Annotated in this window: 17 protein-coding genes; 6 read left to right on the top strand and 11 right to left on the bottom strand. The window is 69.6% G+C overall.

The window, feature by feature from the left end; genetic code table 11:
- The 7 genes from nuoE to ABZW60_RS29265 all read right to left on the bottom strand — a co-directional run bounded on the left by nuoE (position 1) and on the right by ABZW60_RS29265 (position 6,074).
- The gene (nuoE, locus tag ABZW60_RS29295; RefSeq protein ID WP_355482209.1) at positions 1–828 is read right to left on the bottom strand and encodes an NADH-quinone oxidoreductase subunit NuoE; all 828 of its coding nucleotides are present in this window, start codon (positions 826–828) and stop codon (positions 1–3) included.
- Positions 829–2,166: an NADH-quinone oxidoreductase subunit D gene (locus tag ABZW60_RS29290; RefSeq protein WP_355482207.1), complete on the bottom strand. Its 1,338-nt coding sequence runs from the start codon at positions 2,164–2,166 to the stop codon at positions 829–831.
- A complete protein-coding gene (locus ABZW60_RS29285) occupies positions 2,166–2,873 on the bottom strand; it encodes an NADH-quinone oxidoreductase subunit C (protein ID WP_355482205.1) in 708 nt (235 codons plus the stop codon). Before ABZW60_RS29285 ends, ABZW60_RS29290 begins: the two co-directional genes overlap by 1 nt.
- On the bottom strand, positions 2,870–3,424 hold the full coding sequence (locus tag ABZW60_RS29280) for an NADH-quinone oxidoreductase subunit B (RefSeq protein ID WP_131286677.1): 555 nt from the start codon (positions 3,422–3,424) through the stop codon (positions 2,870–2,872). The genes ABZW60_RS29285 and ABZW60_RS29280 overlap by 4 nt, the downstream gene beginning before the upstream one ends.
- Position 3,425: 1 nt before the next feature.
- Complete coding sequence (locus tag ABZW60_RS29275; protein ID WP_355482202.1) at positions 3,426–3,785, bottom strand: NADH-quinone oxidoreductase subunit A; 360 nt, start codon at positions 3,783–3,785, stop codon at positions 3,426–3,428.
- 106 nt (positions 3,786–3,891) lie between these two features.
- Positions 3,892–5,205, bottom strand: coding sequence for a geranylgeranyl reductase family protein (locus ABZW60_RS29270; protein WP_355482200.1), 1,314 nt, complete (start codon positions 5,203–5,205; stop codon positions 3,892–3,894).
- Positions 5,206–5,375: 170 nt separating this feature from the next.
- Positions 5,376–6,074 (bottom strand): demethylmenaquinone methyltransferase, encoded by a 699-nt coding sequence (locus ABZW60_RS29265; RefSeq protein WP_355482198.1) that lies wholly within the window; start codon positions 6,072–6,074, stop codon positions 5,376–5,378.
- A gap of 137 nt (positions 6,075–6,211) precedes the next feature.
- Between ABZW60_RS29265 and ABZW60_RS29260 the strand changes: the two genes are divergently transcribed.
- Together ABZW60_RS29260 and ABZW60_RS29255 are read left to right on the top strand one after the other, a co-directional pair.
- Positions 6,212–7,414 carry an isochorismate synthase gene (locus ABZW60_RS29260; RefSeq protein WP_355482196.1) on the top strand — a complete coding sequence of 401 codons (1,203 nt, stop codon included), beginning with the start codon at positions 6,212–6,214 and terminating at the stop codon, positions 7,412–7,414.
- 2 nt (positions 7,415–7,416) lie between these two features.
- On the top strand, positions 7,417–8,034 hold the full coding sequence (locus tag ABZW60_RS29255; RefSeq protein WP_355482195.1) for an MBL fold metallo-hydrolase: 618 nt from the start codon (positions 7,417–7,419) through the stop codon (positions 8,032–8,034).
- On the opposite strand, the gene ABZW60_RS29250 is transcribed toward ABZW60_RS29255, so the two are convergent.
- Positions 8,027–8,851: a GNAT family N-acetyltransferase gene (locus tag ABZW60_RS29250; protein WP_355482193.1), complete on the bottom strand. Its 825-nt coding sequence runs from the start codon at positions 8,849–8,851 to the stop codon at positions 8,027–8,029. The genes ABZW60_RS29255 and ABZW60_RS29250 overlap by 8 nt on opposite strands.
- A gap of 56 nt (positions 8,852–8,907) precedes the next feature.
- On the opposite strand from ABZW60_RS29250, the gene ABZW60_RS29245 reads away from it, so the two are divergent.
- The 4 genes from ABZW60_RS29245 (at position 8,908) to mptB (ending at position 12,812) form a co-directional block, all read left to right on the top strand.
- Positions 8,908–9,540 carry a PadR family transcriptional regulator gene (locus ABZW60_RS29245; protein WP_355482192.1) on the top strand — a complete coding sequence of 211 codons (633 nt, stop codon included), beginning with the start codon at positions 8,908–8,910 and terminating at the stop codon, positions 9,538–9,540.
- 77 nt (positions 9,541–9,617) lie between these two features.
- Positions 9,618–10,607: an ATP-binding cassette domain-containing protein gene (locus ABZW60_RS29240; protein WP_355482191.1), complete on the top strand. Its 990-nt coding sequence runs from the start codon at positions 9,618–9,620 to the stop codon at positions 10,605–10,607.
- On the top strand, positions 10,604–11,368 hold the full coding sequence (locus tag ABZW60_RS29235) for an ABC transporter permease (protein ID WP_355482189.1): 765 nt from the start codon (positions 10,604–10,606) through the stop codon (positions 11,366–11,368). The genes ABZW60_RS29240 and ABZW60_RS29235 overlap by 4 nt, the downstream gene beginning before the upstream one ends.
- Before the next feature lie 40 nt (positions 11,369–11,408).
- Positions 11,409–12,812 (top strand): polyprenol phosphomannose-dependent alpha 1,6 mannosyltransferase MptB, encoded by a 1,404-nt coding sequence (mptB, locus tag ABZW60_RS29230; protein ID WP_355482187.1) that lies wholly within the window; start codon positions 11,409–11,411, stop codon positions 12,810–12,812.
- Here the strand turns inward: mptB and menD are convergent.
- From menD to ABZW60_RS29215, 3 genes are read right to left on the bottom strand one after another with little or no spacing between them, the layout of a single operon-like run.
- Positions 12,799–14,439, bottom strand: coding sequence for a 2-succinyl-5-enolpyruvyl-6-hydroxy-3-cyclohexene-1-carboxylic-acid synthase (gene menD, locus ABZW60_RS29225; protein ID WP_355482186.1), 1,641 nt, complete (start codon positions 14,437–14,439; stop codon positions 12,799–12,801). The genes mptB and menD overlap by 14 nt on opposite strands.
- Positions 14,436–15,362: an o-succinylbenzoate synthase gene (locus ABZW60_RS29220; RefSeq protein ID WP_355482184.1), complete on the bottom strand. Its 927-nt coding sequence runs from the start codon at positions 15,360–15,362 to the stop codon at positions 14,436–14,438. Before ABZW60_RS29220 ends, menD begins: the two co-directional genes overlap by 4 nt.
- Positions 15,359–16,453, bottom strand: coding sequence for an AMP-binding protein (locus ABZW60_RS29215; protein WP_355482183.1), 1,095 nt, complete (start codon positions 16,451–16,453; stop codon positions 15,359–15,361). Before ABZW60_RS29215 ends, ABZW60_RS29220 begins: the two co-directional genes overlap by 4 nt.
- Positions 16,454–16,530: the final 77 nt, after the last annotated feature.

The raw sequence follows: 16,530 nt of genomic DNA, 5'->3' as shown, positions 1-16,530 counted from the left end.
TCAGCCCTCCTTCCGGGAGTCGTCACCGTCGACTGCCTGCGATTCCTTGCCCGGCTGGTCGGACGGCCGCGGACCGGCCGCCGCCTCCGGCGAGACCGTGCTCTCGGCCGCGCGACCCGAGCCGCCGCCGTTGGCGCCCGGCGCCGACCAGTTGCGTTCGCGGGCCAGGCGGAGGCCGGCCAGTGTGGCCTTGCCGCCGGTCGGGCCCTCGTCGGCGCGGCCGTCGGGGAACCCGGCCAGCACCCGCTCCGCCTCGCGCCAGGTGCAGATCGTCGCACCGCGCGGCGACTTCACCTCGGTGCCCTCACGCAGGTCGTCGACCAGCTGGGTGGCGGACTCCGGCGTCATGTCGTCGAAGAACTCCCAGTTGACCATCATCACCGGCGCGTAGTCGCAGGCCGCGTTGCACTCGAGGTGCTCGAGGGTGATCTTGCCGTCCTCGGTGGTCTCGTCGTTGCCGACGTCGAGGTGCTGCTTGAGCCGGTCGAAGATCAGGTCGCCGCCCATCACCGCGCACAGCGTGTTGGTGCAGACGCCGACGTGGTAGTCGCCGACCGGGCGGCGCTTGTACATCGTGTAGAAGGTGGCCACCGCCGACACCTCGGCGCCGGTCAGCCCGAGCACGTCGGCGCAGGCCTCGATGCCCTCCGGGGTGACCCGGCCCTCGACCGACTGCACCAGGTGCAGCATCGGCAGCAGCGCGGACCGGGCGACCGGATACCGCGCCGCGATCTCGCGCATCTCGGCGAGCGTGGCGTCGGTGATCTTCGAGTCGCCGGTGCTGTAGGGCACCGTCTTGTCGGTAGAAGTTGTGTGGTTCTCGGCCATTTAGCGGTCCACTCCACCCATCACCGGGTCAAGGCTGGCGACGGCGACGATCACGTCGGCGACCTGGCCGCCCTCGCACATGATCGGCATCGCCTGCAGGTTTGCGAAGGACGGGTCACGGAAGTGCACCCGGAACGGCTTCGTGCCGCCGTCGGAGACGACGTGCGCGCCCATCTCGCCGCGCGGCGACTCGATCGGCACGTAGGCCTGGCCGGCCGGCACCCGGAAGCCCTCGGTGACCAGCTTGAAGTGATGGATCAGTGCTTCCATCGACTCGCCCATGATGTGCTTGATGTGGTCGAGCGAGTTGCCCATACCGTCGGCGCCGACGGCCAGCTGGCTCGGCCAGGCGATCTTCTTGTCGGCGACCATCACCGGCTGGCCGTCCATCTTCTCCAGCCGGTCGGCGCACTGCTCGACGATCTTCAGCGACTCGTGCATCTCCTGCAGCCGCACCCGGAACCGGCCGTAGGAGTCCGAGGAGTCCCAGGTCGGTACGTCGAAGTCGTACGTCTCGTACCCGCAGTACGGCTGGCTCTTGCGCAGGTCCATCGCGTAGCCGGTGGAGCGCACCGTCGGGCCGGAGATGCCGAGCGCCATGCAGCCGGCCAGATCCAGGTAGCCGACGTTCTGCAGCCGGGCCTTGAAGATCGGGTTCGCGTTGCAGAGCTCGGCGTACTCCTTGAGGTGCTTGTTCATCCACGTGATGTACTCGCGGATCTTGTCCAGCGCACCCGGCGGGAGGTCCTGCGCGACACCGCCCGGCCGGATGAACGCGTGGTTCATCCGCAGGCCGGTGATCAGCTCGAACAGGTCGAGGGTCTTCTCGCGCTCGCGGAAGCCGATCGTCATCACGGTCAGCGCGCCGATCTCCATACCGCCGGTGGCGATGCAGACCAGGTGGCTGCTGATCCGGTTGAGCTCCATCAGGAGCACCCGCATCACGCTGGCCTTCTCCGGGATCTGGTCCTCGATCCCGAGCAGCCGCTCGACCGCCAGGCAGTACGCCGCCTCGTTGTAGAACGGCGACAGGTAGTCCATCCGGGTGCAGAACGTGACGCCCTGCGTCCAGGAGCGGAACTCCATGTTCTTCTCGATACCGGTGTGCAGGTAGCCGATGCCGCAGCGGGCCTCGGTGACGTTCTCACCGTCGAGCTCGAGGATCAGCCGGAGCACGCCGTGCGTGGACGGGTGCTGCGGGCCCATGTTGACGACGACGCGCTCCTCCGGCTCCTCGCCGAGACCGGAGACGACGGAGTCCCAGTCCTGGCCGGTGACGGTGAAGACCTTGCCCTCGGTGGTGTCCCGGGTGGTCGCGTACGGGTCTGTAGTGGTCATCAGTTGTACGACCTCCGCGTGTCGGGCGGTGGGATGACAGCGCCCTTGTACTCGACGTCGATACCGCCGAGCGGGTAGTCCTTGCGCTGCGGGTGACCCGGCCAGTCGTCGGGCATCTGGATCCGGGTCAGGGCCGGGTGCCCGTCGAAGACGATGCCGAAGAAGTCCCAGGTCTCCCGCTCGTGCCAGTCGTTGGCCGGGTACACCGAGACGATCGACGGGATGTGCGGGTCGCTGTCGGGCGCCGCCACCTCCAGCCGGATCCGGCGGTTGTGGGTGATCGACATGAAGTGGTAGACCGCGTGCAGCTCACGGCCGGTCTCGTGCGGGTAGTGCACGCCGCTGACACCGGAGCAGAACTCGAACCGCAGCGCCTCGTCGTCGCGCAGGTGCTGACACACGTCGACGATGTGCTCGCGCTTGACGTGCAGCGTCAGCTCGCCGCGGTCGACGACGACCTTCTCGATCGCGCCGTCGACGGCCAGGTCCTCGAGGCGGTCCACCGCACCGTCGAACCAGGAGCCGTACGGCCGCGGGGTGCTGCCCGGCAGCGCGACCTGGCGGCGCAGGCCGCCGAAGCCGGAGGTGTCACCGGTCCCGCGGACACCGAACATGCCCTCGCGCCGGTCGATCACCTCGGCCTGCGGAGTCTGCGCGTCACTCGCCGCGGACGTCGCCGGAAGGTTCTCCGGCTGAGAGTCGCTCATCGCAGCAGACCCTTCATCTCGATCGTCGGCGCGGCGGTCAGGGCCGCGGCCTCCTGCTCGGTCTGCAGCGCCTTCTTGTGCGCGCCGAGCTTCATGTGCTGGATCTGGTCGTGGATCTTCAGGAACGCGTCCAGCAGCATCTCCGGCCGCGGCGGGCAGCCGGGCAGGTACATGTCGACCGGTACGACGTGGTCCACGCCCTGGACGATCGCGTAGTTGTTGAACATGCCGCCCGACGACGCGCAGACGCCCATCGCCAGCACCCACTTCGGGCCGGGCATCTGGTCGTAGATCTGGCGCAGCACCGGAGCCATCTTCTGGCTCACCCGGCCGGCCACGATCATCAGGTCGGCCTGCCGCGGCGAGGCCCGGAAGACCTCCATGCCGAACCGGGCGGCGTCGTAGCGCGGCGCTCCGGTCGTCATCATCTCGATGGCGCAGCAGGCCAGCCCGAAGGTTGCCGGCCACAACGAGGCCTTGCGCATGTAGCCGAGCAGTCCTTCGACGGTGCTCAGCAGGACGCCGGCCGGAAGCTGTTCCTCAAGACCCATGTCAGTCCCACTCCAGTCCGCCGCGGCGCCACACGTAGGCGTACGCGACGAAGACGGTGACGATGAAGATGACCATCTCGACCAGCCCGAACAGCGCCATCTGGTCGAAAGCGACCGCCCACGGGTAGAGGAAGATGATCTCGATGTCGAACACGATGAACAGCATCGCGGTGATGTAGTACTTCACCGGGAAGCGGCCACCGCCGACCGGCTGCGGGGTCGGCTCGATGCCGCACTCGTACGAGTCCAGCTTGGCCCGGTTGTAACGCTTCGGGCCGACCAGCGCGCTGACGGTGATACTGCCCGCGACGAAGAGCGCCGCGAGCACACCTAGAGCGAGAATCGGTGTGTAGGGGTGCATCGCTGCGTGCTCCCTCCTTCAGCCGGTTGGTTCTGTCTATCGGGTCAGCCCTGTACCAGGACTGTGTTATCAGTTGCGCTGTGGCTCAGCTCACTCGCCCCGCCGCTCAGGCCGCGGGAGCGAGCTTCGTGAGGCCGTTGATGATCTTGTCCATCACGTCCCCGTCGCGCGGGTCGGTGAGGTTGGCCAGCAACTTCAGGGTGAACTTCATCAGGGTGGTGCGCGGCAGACCGTACTTGGTGCACAGCCGCATCACCTCCGGATTTCCGATCAGCTTCACGAAGATCCGGCCCAGCGTGTAGTAGCCGCCGTACTCCTGCTTGAGCGCCTTCGGGTACGCCGACAGCGCGCGCTCGCGCTGGTTCGGCTGCCGGTGCAGCGCCTGGGCGGCGACCTCGGCGGCGAACGCCCCGGACTCCATCGCGTACGGGATGCCCTCGCCGTTGAACGGGTTGACCATGCCGCCGGCGTCGCCGAGCAGCATCAGGCCGCGGGTGTAGTGCGGCTGCCGGTTGAAGCCCATCGGCAGCGCCGCCCCGCGGATCGGGATGGTCTGGAACTCGTCGCGGAACTGCCACTCCTCCGGCGTGTTCTTCAGCCACGCCTTCAGCAGGTCGGCGTAGTCGACCTTGCCGAACGCCTCGGAGGTGTTCAGGATGCCGAGCCCGACGTTCACCGTGCCGTCGCCCATCCCGAAGATCCAGCCGTACCCGGGCAGGAGCACCTTGCCGCCGGGCTGCTTCGGGTCGTCGGCCCACAGCTCCAGCCAGGACTCGAGGTAGTCGTCGTTGGTCCGCGGGCTGGTGAAGTACGTCCGGACGGCGACACCCATCGGGCGGTCGTCGCGCTTGTGCAGGCCCATCGCGATGCTCAGCCGGGACGAGTTGCCGTCGGCCGCCATCACCAGTGGCGCCCGGAACTCGAGGTCGTCGCCGGCCCGGCGGCCGTTGTCGTCGACCGGCTTGGCGGTGACGCCCACGATGTGGCCGCGGTCGTCGAGGATCGGCCCGCTGACGTTGGTCCGCTCGCGCAGCCGCGCCCCGGCCTTGACGGCCTGCCGGGCGAGCATGTCGTCGAAGTCCATCCGGTTGCGGGTCAGGCCGTAGTTCGGGTGGCTGGCCAGATCCGGCCAGTCGAGCTGCAGCTGGTGCCCGGCGCCCTGGATCCGCAGGCCGTAGTTGCGGATCCAGCCGGCCTCTTCGGAGATGTCGACGCCCATGTTGATGAGCTGCTTGGTGCCGCGCGGCGTGAGGCCGTCGCCGCAGACCTTCTCCCGCGGGAACGCGGTCTTCTCCAGCAGCAGGACGTCCAGTCCGGCGTTCGCCAGGTGGTACGCCGCCGCCGATCCGGCGGGTCCGGCACCGACGACGATCACATCGGCGGTCTCCGCCTGCTGCCCGCTCGGCACGCTCTGGCTCATCTCTTCCCGGCCTGGATGTTGGGGGCGTTGTGCGCTCGTGAAGGCATTCACGAACCCTCTTCACTCGACAGTCTAGGACTGCCTGACGCGGACACGAAACTCGCCCCGACCCCCTTGCAGGCAAGCGATTTTCGCTTAAGTTCCGTTGCGTAATTAACTGGCCCGGATTTCTATCGGCGCTTCACCCCGCGGTGGATCGCCACCAGGCCGCCGGTCAGGTTCCGCCACTGCACCCGGGTCCAGCCGGCGGCCTCGATCGCGCGCGCCAGCGGCTCCTGCGGCAGCCAGGCGCGGGTCGACTCCGCCAGGTACTCATAGGCCTCGGGGTTGGTCGACACCACCTTCGCCACCGCCGGCACTGCCCGCATCATGTACTCCAGGTAGACCACCCGGAACGGCTTCCAGGTCGGGTGCGACTGCTCCAGGACGACCAGGCGCCCGCCGGGCCGGGTGACCCGCAGCATCTCCCCCAGGGCGGCCGAGACGTCGTTCACGTTCCGCAGCGCCCAGGAGATCGTCACCACGTCGAAGGTGTCGTCGGCGAACGGCAGCCGCAGCGCGTCGCCCGCGACCAGGTCCAGCTCCGGGTGCTTGCGCTTGCCGACCCGGAGCATGCCGACCGAGAAGTCGCAGGACACCACCTCGGCGCCGGCCTCGCGCAGGTTGACGCTCGACGCGCCGGTACCGGCCGCCAGGTCGAGGATCTTCATCCCGTTCCGCGGCGCGATCTCCTTGCGGGTCTCCGGTCGCCAGTAGTGCTTCTCCAGCCCCATCGTCGCGACCGCGTTGGTCCGGTCGTACCCCTCGGCCACGTTGTCGAACATGGCCGCGACGGCCTGCGGGTCCTTGGTCAGATCTGCGCGGGTCACCTGTCTAGTTCATCACGCGAGGGGTGGGCGGACGGACAGGAGGCATACGCTTGCATCTCGTGAGTGCATCTCCAGGTAGCCGTGCGGCCCTCGCGAACCGAGGCCCCGCACCGCAGTTGGTGGTTCGCAGTCAGCCGGTGGACGGGGTGTCGGCACACCTGCTCGACCATCTGCCGGCCGAGGGCGGACTCGCGTGGGTACGGCGGGGCGACGGCCACGTCGGCTGGGGTGTCGCCGCCCGGCTGGACGTTGCCGGTAGCAATCGCTTCCAGCAGGCCATGACCTGGTGGCGGGAGCTGACCGGCGCCGCGGTGGTCCGCGACGAGGTCGGCGTACCGGGCTCCGGGCTGGTCTGCTTCGGGTCCTTCGGGTTCACCGACTCCGATCCGAGCGAGCTGGTCGTTCCGCAGGTGATCGTCGGCCGTCGCGGCGACACCACCTGGGTGACCACGATCTCGCCGGCCAGTTCGCTGGCCGCGCCGCCCGAGCTGGTCCGGCACGAGCCGTCGCCGGTGTACGACGTGACGTTCGCGGACGGGGCCCGGACCGGTACCGACTGGTCGACGATCGTCGCCGACGCGGTCCGCCGGATCACCGCCGGCGAGCTCGACAAGGTGGTGCTGGCGCGCGACCTGATCGCGATCGCCGAGCAGCCGATCGACCAGCGCTGGCCGCTGCACCGGCTCGCGACGGCGTACCCGAACTGCTGGACGTTCTCCGTCGACGGCCTGATCGGCGCGACCCCCGAGCTGCTGGTCCGCCGGGAGAAGGGCCTGATCACGTCCCGCGTGCTGGCCGGGACGATCCGCCGGACCGGCGACGACGCGCACGACCTGGCGCTGGCCGCGTCGCTGGCCCGGTCGTCGAAGGACCTCGAGGAGCACGAGTTCGCGGTCCGGTCGGTGGCCGAGGCGCTCGAGCCGCACTGCACGTCGATGAACGTGCCGGAGACCCCGTTCGTGCTGCACCTGCCGAACGTGATGCACCTGGCCACCGACGTCGCCGGCGTCGCGAACAACGGCGCCTCCGCCCTCGGCCTCGCCGCCGCCCTGCACCCGTCCGCGGCCGTCTGCGGTACGCCGACGCCGGTCGCGCGGGACCTGATCGGCGAGATCGAGGGCATGCAGCGCGGCCGGTTCAGCGGACCGGTCGGCTGGATGGACGCCGCCGGCGACGGCGAGTGGTGCATCGCCCTGCGCTGCGGCCAGGCCGACCCGGAGGACCCGCGCCGGATGCGCCTGTTCGCCGGCGCCGGCATCGTCGCCGGGTCCGACCCGGACGCCGAGCTGGCCGAGACGAACGCCAAGCTGGTGCCGATGAGAGACGCGTTGGGAGACTGAGGGTGAAGCTGACGAAGTTCGCACATGCCTGTGTCCGGCTGGACAAGGACGGCAAGGTGCTCCTGATCGACCCGGGCGCGTTCAGCGAGGACGCCGCGTTCGAGCGGGCCGACGCGATCCTGGTGACGCACGAGCACCAGGACCATCTGGACGTCGACCGGGTCGCCGCGCTCGACGCTCCCGTCTACACCAACGCCGGCGTGGCCGCGCAGCTGACCGCGCTGGGCGACCGGGTGCACGTGGTCGAGGGCGGGCAGTCCTTCGAGGCGGCCGGGTTCTCGGTCAGTGCCTACGGCAAGGACCACGCGGTGATCCTGCCCGAGTGGGGTGTGCCGTGCGAGAACGTCGGCTTCCTGGTCGACGACGCCGTCTACCACCCGGGTGACTCGTTCACGCGGCCGGACCGCGCGGTGCACACCAACCTGGTGCCGATCTCCGGTCCCTGGTTCGCGCTGCCGCCGGCCGTCGAGTACGCCCGTGCGGTGCAGGCCGAGCAGCTCGTCGGGATCCACGACGGCCTGCTCAGCCCGATCGGCCTCGGGATGTTCCCGCGGTTCTTCAACTCCGACGAGCGCCCGTACCACGGCCTGACGCCCGGCCAGTCCCTCGAGATCAGCTAGCGAGCTCCGCCTCGACGAAGTCGGCCACCGGGCGGTAGCCCGCCTGGTGGTAGATCTTGTTCGACGTCGGGTTGGCGAGGTTGGTGAACAGGCAGGCCTGGTTGCCATCGGCAAGGATCAGCGCCGTCACGTGGCTGGTCAGCGCACCGGCGTACCCGTGCCTGCGCCGCTCGGGCGGCGTGTAGACCGGGCCGACCCGGCTGACACCGAAGACGGGCTGGTGGAAGCCGACCATGCTGACCGGCTCGCCGTCGACCTCCCAGATCCACATGCTGCGGTGTTCGAGGTGCCCTTCGGCCCACTCGCGGTGACCGATGCGCAGCTCCTCGGCGAAGCCGTCCTTGCCCCACGCGGCAACCAGGTCGACCTCGTCCGCGGCCATCAGCCGCGGACCGCCGGCGTCGGCCGCGATCGGGGTCAGCTCGATCAGCTTGTGCAGCCGGGTGCCGCGGACCACGGTCGTCCGGCCGCCGCGATGCTCGCACCACCGCTCGCCGAACGCGTCCACGACCGGCCGGTTCCCCGCTACGCCGGGGACCTCCGGGAGGACGCCGGCGAACGCGTCGGCGACCGGCACCGCGAGATCCGCGCACAGCGCACCGAGGTACACGTACCGTCCCGGGGTCCGCATCGCGACACCGACCACGTCCGGGTCGTGCACGGAGAGGAAGTACGACGGCTCGGTGTCACGCATCCGGCCGGTCGCCCGCTCGTGGACGACGGTCATGGTCAGGTTGTTCAGCACCGGATCCCGTTGCAGGAAAGGGAATGCGGTCTGCTCGAAGGCACGCGGATCGCTCGTCACCCGGACTTCCATGTCCTGGAGCGTACGCCTGCGGCGTTCGATCGGTCCTGCGGATTTACACTGCGAGCATGTCCACCACGCGGTTGTTGCTGCTCGGCGTCGTGCGGATCTTCCAGCCGGCGTACGGGTACCAGCTGCGGCGTGAGTTGATGACGTGGAACGTCGAGGCCTGGGCGAACATCAACCCCGGCTCGATCTACACCGGGCTGCGGACGCTAGCGAAACACGGGTACCTGCAGGAGCTCGAACAGGACGGCGCGCACCGGCCGGGGCGCACGTCGTACAAGCTGACCGCCGACGGCGAGACGGAGTACTTCTCGCTGCTGCGCGGCATGTTGTGGACCGTCGACGGGTTCCACCCCGACAAGATGCAGGCCACGATCAGCTTCCTGTGGTCGTTGCGGCGGGACGAGGTGATCGCCGCGCTCGAGGCGCGGATCAGCCAGATCGAGTCCTGGCTGAAGTCGGAGCCGTTCGCCGAGCGGCAGATCCAGGAAGACCCCGGGACGCCGAACCACGTGGTCGAGATGTTCCGCATCACCAGGGCCCGCGACGAGGGTGAGCTCCGCTGGACCCGCGAGTTCCTCGACCGGATCCGCGGCGGCGCCTACGCGTTCGCCGGCGAGCCCGCGGACTGGGAGCCGTACCCGGGCATGGTGACGCACTGGGGCGAGATCCCCGACGCCCCGTCCGGCGACTGATCCCGGCTCCTTCGGGCTCGTCGCCGGCCCGATATTCAAGTTTGACTAGTCAATGTTGATTAGTCACACTGGCTCGCATGATGATCGAAGCGCGCGGGCTGGTGCGGACGTTCAAGACGAAACGGGGACCGGTGCAGGCCGTCCAGGGGGTCGACCTGGACGTGGCCGACGGGGAGATCGTCGGGTTCCTGGGGCCGAACGGCGCCGGCAAGACCACGACGATGCGGATGCTGGCGACCCTGATCACGCCGACGGCGGGGAGCGCGACGGTGGCCGGGTGCGACCTCGCGAAGGACCCGGTCGGCGTCCGGCGCGGTATCGGGTACGTGCCGCAGAGCGGGTCCACACTGCCCGAGGCGATCGCCGGCGACGAGGTGGTCGACCACGCCCGGCTGTACGGCGTACCGAAGGCGAAGGCGGCCGCGGACGGGCAGCGGCTGTTCGAGGAGCTCGACCTGCCCGGGCTGTGGCGCCGCCAGTGCAAGACGCTGTCGGGCGGCCAGCGCCGGCGCCTCGACATCGTGATGGGCCTGATCCACGACCCGAAGCTGATCTTCCTGGACGAGCCGACCACCGGCCTCGACCCGCAGGCGCGGGCCAACCTCTGGGATCACATCCGCGGCCTGCGCGACCGCGGTGCGACGATCTTCCTGACCACCCACTACCTGGACGAGGCGGACGCGCTCTGCGACCGGATCCTGGTCATCGACCATGGCCGGATCGTCGCCTCCGGGACGCCGGAGGCATTGAAGCAGCAGGTGTCCGGCGACGCGGTCCGGCTGAGCATCGCGGACGTGACGCAGGCCCCGGCGGTGATGAAGATCGTCAGCGAGCTCGAGGGGGCGGGCGACGTCGAGACGTCGGAGGACGTGGTCGAGTTCCGGATCCCCCGCGGCGGTTCGGTGCTGCCCGCGCTGCTCCGCTCGATCGATGCCCAAGGCATCGAGTTGCACGGTGTCGAGGTCCATCGGCCGACGCTCGACGACGTGTTCCTGACCATGACCGGCCGGTCCCTCCGTGACGAGGACACCACCACCGTCGAGCCGAAGGAAGAGGCTGTCGCATGACCGTCCTGCGAGAGACCTGGATCGTTTTCCACCGTGCGATGCGGCTGTCGCTGCGGAACCCGATGTGGTCGATCCTGATGCTCAGCCAGCCGTTGATGTACCTGTTCCTGTTCGGCCCGCTGCTGAAGCCGATCACCGCCCAGATCAGCCAGGGCGCCACCACGAACGCGTACCAGGTCTTCATCCCCGGGCTGATCGTGCAGCTCGGGATGTTCGGCGCGATGTTCGTCGGCTTCGGCCTGATCGCGGAGTACCGGGCCGGCGTCATCGAGGCCGACCGGGTCACCCCGGCGTCCCGTATCGCGCTGATGGCGGGGCGGGTGCTGCGTGACGTGGTCGTTCTCGTGGTGCAGTCGGTCCTGCTGCTGCTCGCCGCACTCCCGCTCGGCCTGCGTGCCCCGTGGGGCGGCGTCCTGCTGTCGCTGGTGATCGTCGCGCTGCTCGGCGCCACGTTCGCCTCGCTGTCGTACTCCGTCGCGCTCATCACCAAGAGCGAGGACGCCCTGGCGCCGATGCTGAACGGCATCGCCATGCCGCTCCTGCTGCTGTCCGGCATCCTGCTGCCGATGCAGATCGGCCCGACCTGGCTGCAGCGCCTGTCCGACATCAGCCCGCTGAAGCACGTGGTGAACGGCGTCCGCGCCCTGTTCCGCGGCGACATCGGCAGCTCGTCGTCCCTCTGGGGCCTGTTCTGGGTGGTGCTGCTGACGGTCATCGGACTGGCTGTCGGGGCAAGAACCTTCCGCAAGGAATCCGCTTGATGTTCATCGACGTGTTGCATGGCCGGGCTACGGTCCGGCCATGCGTTCGCCGATGGTGCGTGGGGTCGTCGGCTCTGTTGTAGTCGCGGTGGCGAGTCTGGTGACCTCGGTGGTGCCGGAGTCGTCCTGGGTGGCCGCGGTTCCGTTGCGGCACTCGTTGCCCGGCCGGATGGTCGGGCTGACGTTCATGGTCGCCGGGCTCGGGCTGATGGCCTGGGCCTGGCTGACCGTCGGCAGGCGAGTCATGGCCGGCGAACGCCTCCCGCTGCTCCGTATGACGGTCTGCTGGAGCGCCCCGCTTCTCCTGACGCCGCCGCTGTTCAGCCGCGACGCCTGGAGCTACGCGGCTCAGGGCGCACTGGTCGCCGAGGGCTACAACCCGTACGACGTAGGCCCCGGCGTACTGTCCGGCCACATCCTCGAGGCCGTCGACCCGATGTGGATGCAGACACCCGCACCGTACGGGCCCCTGCCGCTCGCGTACGGCGGTCTGCTCGCCCACCTCACCATGGACCCGTACGTGCTGATGCTGGCGCACCGCCTTCTCGCCGTACTTGGCATAGCCCTCATCGCCTGGGCCGTGCCGCGCCTGGCGACCGCATGTCGCGTCGACCCGGTGTTCGCCACCTGGCTGGTCGTTCTGAACCCCATGCTGATCACGCACGGCATCGGTGCGGCGCACAACGACGTACTGATGCTCGGGCTGGCCTGCAGCGCCTTCGCACTCGCCCTGACCGGCCACTGGGGTACGGCGGCAGTCATCGCCGGCACTGCGGCCGCGGTGAAGCTCCCAGGCGGGCTCGTGGCGATCGCCATAGCCGCGGTGATGAGCCCTCTCGCCGGACGGCTGCACCGGCTCGCCAGTCTGGTCATCGCGGGCGCGGTGTCGGTCCTGACACTCCTCACGATCGGTGCACTGACCGGTGTGGGCTCCGGCTGGCTCGGCGCCCTCGACGTCCCCGGACTGGTCCGTTCGCCGTTCTCCATCGCCAACCTGATCGGCATGGCCGCGTCCGGCGTACTCGGCTGGCTCGGCGAGGACACAGCGGCCGCACAGGCGCTACAGATCGTCCGCCTGGTCGGCATGGTCGTAGCACTCGGCCTGATCGCCTGGCTGAGTCTCCGGTCGTCCATCCACTACGCGGCACGAGCCGTTGGCGTCGCACTGCTCGCGGTCGTCGTCCTCGGGCCGAGCGCGCACGACTGGTACTTCCTGTGGTGCCTGCCGTTCCTGGCCGTGGCGCGCCCCGGCCGCAGGCTGACCACGACCATCACCGCGGTCAGCCTGATCTTCACCATCGCGGCTCCGCTCAACTCGTCACTGCGCGGCGCGACGATCCCGATCCTGACCACGACAGCACTGGTCGTCGCGCTGGCCGTACCGCTGCTCAGCCACCTGCGGACCCTGCAGCCCGCGCAGAAGGTGCCGGTTACAGCTGCTTGAGCGCCGCGACCAGCGCCGCGCCGATCGGCCGGTGACCGTCACGGGAGACCCGCACCTCGACGACGTCCAGACCGGCGACCGTGGGAGCCAGTGCGGCCCGCAGCTCGTCGACGGTCTTCACCAGCGTGTACGCCGTACCGCTGGCCGCGCACAGTGCGCCGAGGTCGACGTTGTGCGGGGTCCCGAAGACGCGCTCGAAGTGTGTCGCGTGGTCCGGATCGCCTTGTTCCAGGGTGGAGAAGATGCCGCCGCCGTTGTCGTTGACGACCACGATCCGCAGGTCCGGCCGGGCCTCGTCCGGCCCGATCACGAGCCCGGTGGCGTCGTGCAGGAAGGCGAGGTCGCCGATCAGTGCGTACGTCGGGCCGGCGTTCGCGAGCGCGGCGCCGATCGCGGTCGAGATCGTGCCGTCGATCCCGGCCAGGCCGCGGTTCGCGATCGTGCGGATCGGGACCACCGGGGCCAGGTCCAGATCGCGGACCGGGTTCGACGAGGCGACCACGAGCATCCCGTCGGCGCCGACCGCCTCACCGACGAGCGCCGCGACGCGCGGTCCGCTGAGGCCGTCCGCGAGCACCTTGTCGATCTCCGGGCGGGCGGCCTGATCCGCGTCCTGCCAGCGCTGCAGCCAGTCGGTCCTGTCTGGTCCCGTCACCGTCAGCCCGGAGACCACGGACGCCGCCCGCCGGGCCGGGTCCGGCCACAGACCGGTCGGCGCCACCACGATCACCTCGACGTCCGGACGGGCCAGCAGCTTCGAGATCGGCCGGGACAGGGTCGGGTGACCGAAGACCAGCACCCGCTCGATCTCGCCGGCCAGAGGGTTTGCCTGCAGCAACAACCGGTACGCGCTGACCACGGACGGCCCTGTCCGTGCCCGGCTGGACGGCTCTGCGAACAACGGCCACCGCCCCGCCTCAGCAGCCAGCCGGGCGGCTTGCGAGGCCCCGTCACCAGCTACAACCACAGTCCTTGGGCCGGGCGACACTGCGGCGGGTTGAGCACTAGCAGCGTGCACAGCGGTCCACGGCCCAGTGCTGCGCCCGTCCAACGCTTCAGGCCACTCGGGCCCGTCAGTGGGTACGAGTGGCTCGCTGAGCGGGCAGTTGAGCTGCACCGGCCCAGGGTCCGACGAACGTGCGCCTGTCGCGTTGGCTACAGCTCTCGCGACCTGCGACCGCCAGTACGCCACTTGGCCGGCCTCACGCACCGGCGTACCCATCTCGTGGAACAGACGGACCGCGGAGCCGAACACCTTGATCTGGTCGGTGGTCTGGTTCGCGCCGCTACCTCTCAGCGCGGGAGGCCGGTCCGCGCTCAGCACGATCAACGGGAGGCCGCTGTGCGATGCCTCCAGTACGGCAGGGTGCAGGTTCGCGACCGCGGTACCCGACGTTGTGACGACCGGCACCGGAAGGCCGCTGCCTCGCATCAGTCCGATCGCCAGGAAGCCCGCCGTACGCTCGTCGATCCGCACATGCAGCCTGAGCCGGCCGGCCCGGTCGGCGGCCGCGAAGGCCAGTGCCAGCGGGGCGCTGCGAGAGCCGGGGCACACGACGGCCTCGCGTACGCCGCAGCGGATCAGTTCGTCGACCACGACCGTCGCAAACGCCGTGGAGGGGTTCATCCGGCACTCCTTACTCGGGACAGGCGTTCTTCCCACACCTTGGTCCGGCCTGCGTCGGCACGCGCCTGTTGCAGCAACTGGGGATCCGGTACGACGGTCCTCACCGGCAGGAACCCGTTGGTGGGCAGCAGAGGCTCGGCGACGACCTCTTGGGTGAACATCGACACCGTGGCCAGACCGCACGCGTAGGGCAGCTCTGGCAGCGCAGCGGCGAGCGCGACGCCGGCTGCGATACCTACCGAGGTCTCCAGCGCTGACGAGACCACTACGGGCAGCCCGATCTGCTCGGCGATGTCGAGGCACGCACGGACGCCACCGATCGGCTGCACCTTCAGTACGGCGATGTCCGCCGCGTCGAGCTTCTTGACCCGCAGCGGGTCTTCAGCGCGCCGGATCGACTCGTCAGCGGCGACGGGTACAGCCGTCCGGCGCCTGACGTCCGCCAGCTCCTCCACAGTCGCGCAGGGCTGCTCGACATACTCCAGCTCGAACCGCTGCAGCTGTTTGAGGCTCTTGATCGCCTCGTCTACGGACCAGAGTCCGTTGGCGTCTACGCGGACCTGTCCATTGCCGATGGCGTCGCGCACCGCCTCGACCCGCTCCAGGTCGTCAGTGAGCGTCTGACCTGGCTCAGCCACCTTCACCTTCGCCGTGCTGCAGCCGGACGCTCTGACAATCTGCGCGGCCTTCTCGGGTCCAACGGCAGGCACAGTGCAGTTGACGGGCACCCGGTCACGCACCGGCGCCGGCCAGCCGTCCTCGGCCGCCTCGCGAGCAGCCCGCAGCCAGGACACGCACGTGGCGTCGTCGTAGTCCAGGAACGGACTCCACTCCGCCCAGCCCGCAGGGCCTTCGTACAGCATGCCCTCGCGCACTGTGATGCCACGGAACTTGTTCTTGAGGCCGATCGAGTACGTGATCACCGCACGCCCTCCAGCAACCGCTGCCGATCCACCTTGCCGGAGGCAAGCATCGGCAACGCCTGCAGCAGGTTGACCTCCTGCGGAGCCCAGGTCCGCGGCAAGGTCTGGCTGACCCAGTCCCTGAGCTCCTCACGCGTGGTCTCGCCGACGACGAAGGCCACCACTCGGGTCCCCCACTCGGCATCCGGCGCCCCGAGCACGACGGCATCCGTCACCGCCGGATGCTCGAGCAGCCGCGCCTGCACCGTCGGCAACGTGACATTCACGCCTCCGGAGATCACGACGTCGTCCACGCGCCCGACGACCCGCAACCGCCCGTCGACGAGCTCGCCGCGGTCCTGCGCGCGGAACCAGCCGTCGCGCAGCACCTCCGCGGTCAGCTCCGGGCGCAACCGGTACCCGGAGAACAACGTGCTCCCCTTGATCAGGATCCGGTGATCGCCGTCGAGATCGACCGCGGTGCCGTTCAGCGGCACCCCGGCGTACACGCAGCCGCTGCCGGTCTCGGTCATCCCGTACGCCGGGATCGCGTGCACGCCCGCCTCCGCCGCGCGGAGTTTGAGCGGCTCCGGCGTCGACGCCCCGCCGATGATGATCGCGTCGAACGAGCGCAACGCCTGGAGGTCGGTCTCGAGGTAGCGGGCCAGCTGCGTCGGCACCATCGCTGTGTAGCGCCGGGCACCGGTCAGCCGCTGCGCGGCCTCGGTGAAGCTGTCGCCGACCAGCACCGGCGTCGTGCCGGCGACCAGCGAGCGCGTGAGGATCTGCAGCCCGCCGACGAAGTACGGCTTCATCGGCAGCAGCCACTGCCCCGGGCCGCCGAGCCGCTCGTGCGTGGCGACAGCCGACGCGATCAGGGCGTCCCGCGAGAGCAGCACGCCCTTGGGCTCCCCGGACGATCCGGAGGTGGTCAGCACCACCGCACACCCGTCCTCCACCGGCTCGTCCGGCCTGGCCGCCTGGCGCACCCGCGCGGCTCCGACCGCGTCGTCGGGCACCGGCGCGAACGGCGCTCCGCTCCCGTCGAGTACACCGCTCAACGCAGACAACACCGCATCCGGCGTACCGGGAACCAGCCGCAAACTAGCCATGACACCAACGAGCCTACGGCCCCTACACCTCACCCACCCGCACCCAGGCCCGCTCCGAGAGCGACACCACACCGGCC

It is taken from the genome of Kribbella sp. NPDC003557, assembly GCF_040610805.1.
In the GTDB taxonomy this organism is placed as follows: Bacteria; Actinomycetota; Actinomycetes; order Propionibacteriales; family Kribbellaceae; genus Kribbella.
This window is presented reverse-complemented; position numbering and strand designations above follow the sequence as displayed.

Coding starts and splice junctions, on each gene's coding strand:
- nuoE (WP_355482209.1), bottom strand. CDS start 828: ATGGCCGAGAACCACACAACTTCTACCGACAAGACGGTGCCCTACAGC.
- ABZW60_RS29290 (WP_355482207.1), bottom strand. CDS start 2,166: ATGACCACTACAGACCCGTACGCGACCACCCGGGACACCACCGAGGGC.
- ABZW60_RS29285 (WP_355482205.1), bottom strand. CDS start 2,873: ATGAGCGACTCTCAGCCGGAGAACCTTCCGGCGACGTCCGCGGCGAGT.
- ABZW60_RS29280 (WP_131286677.1), bottom strand. CDS start 3,424: ATGGGTCTTGAGGAACAGCTTCCGGCCGGCGTCCTGCTGAGCACCGTC.
- ABZW60_RS29275 (WP_355482202.1), bottom strand. CDS start 3,785: ATGCACCCCTACACACCGATTCTCGCTCTAGGTGTGCTCGCGGCGCTC.
- ABZW60_RS29270 (WP_355482200.1), bottom strand. CDS start 5,205: ATGAGCCAGAGCGTGCCGAGCGGGCAGCAGGCGGAGACCGCCGATGTG.
- ABZW60_RS29250 (WP_355482193.1), bottom strand. CDS start 8,851: ATGGAAGTCCGGGTGACGAGCGATCCGCGTGCCTTCGAGCAGACCGCA.
- ABZW60_RS29245 (WP_355482192.1), top strand. CDS start 8,908: ATGTCCACCACGCGGTTGTTGCTGCTCGGCGTCGTGCGGATCTTCCAG.
- ABZW60_RS29240 (WP_355482191.1), top strand. CDS start 9,618: ATGATGATCGAAGCGCGCGGGCTGGTGCGGACGTTCAAGACGAAACGG.
- ABZW60_RS29235 (WP_355482189.1), top strand. CDS start 10,604: ATGACCGTCCTGCGAGAGACCTGGATCGTTTTCCACCGTGCGATGCGG.
- mptB (WP_355482187.1), top strand. CDS start 11,409: ATGCGTTCGCCGATGGTGCGTGGGGTCGTCGGCTCTGTTGTAGTCGCG.
- menD (WP_355482186.1), bottom strand. CDS start 14,439: ATGAACCCCTCCACGGCGTTTGCGACGGTCGTGGTCGACGAACTGATC.
- ABZW60_RS29215 (WP_355482183.1), bottom strand. CDS start 16,453: ATGGCTAGTTTGCGGCTGGTTCCCGGTACGCCGGATGCGGTGTTGTCT.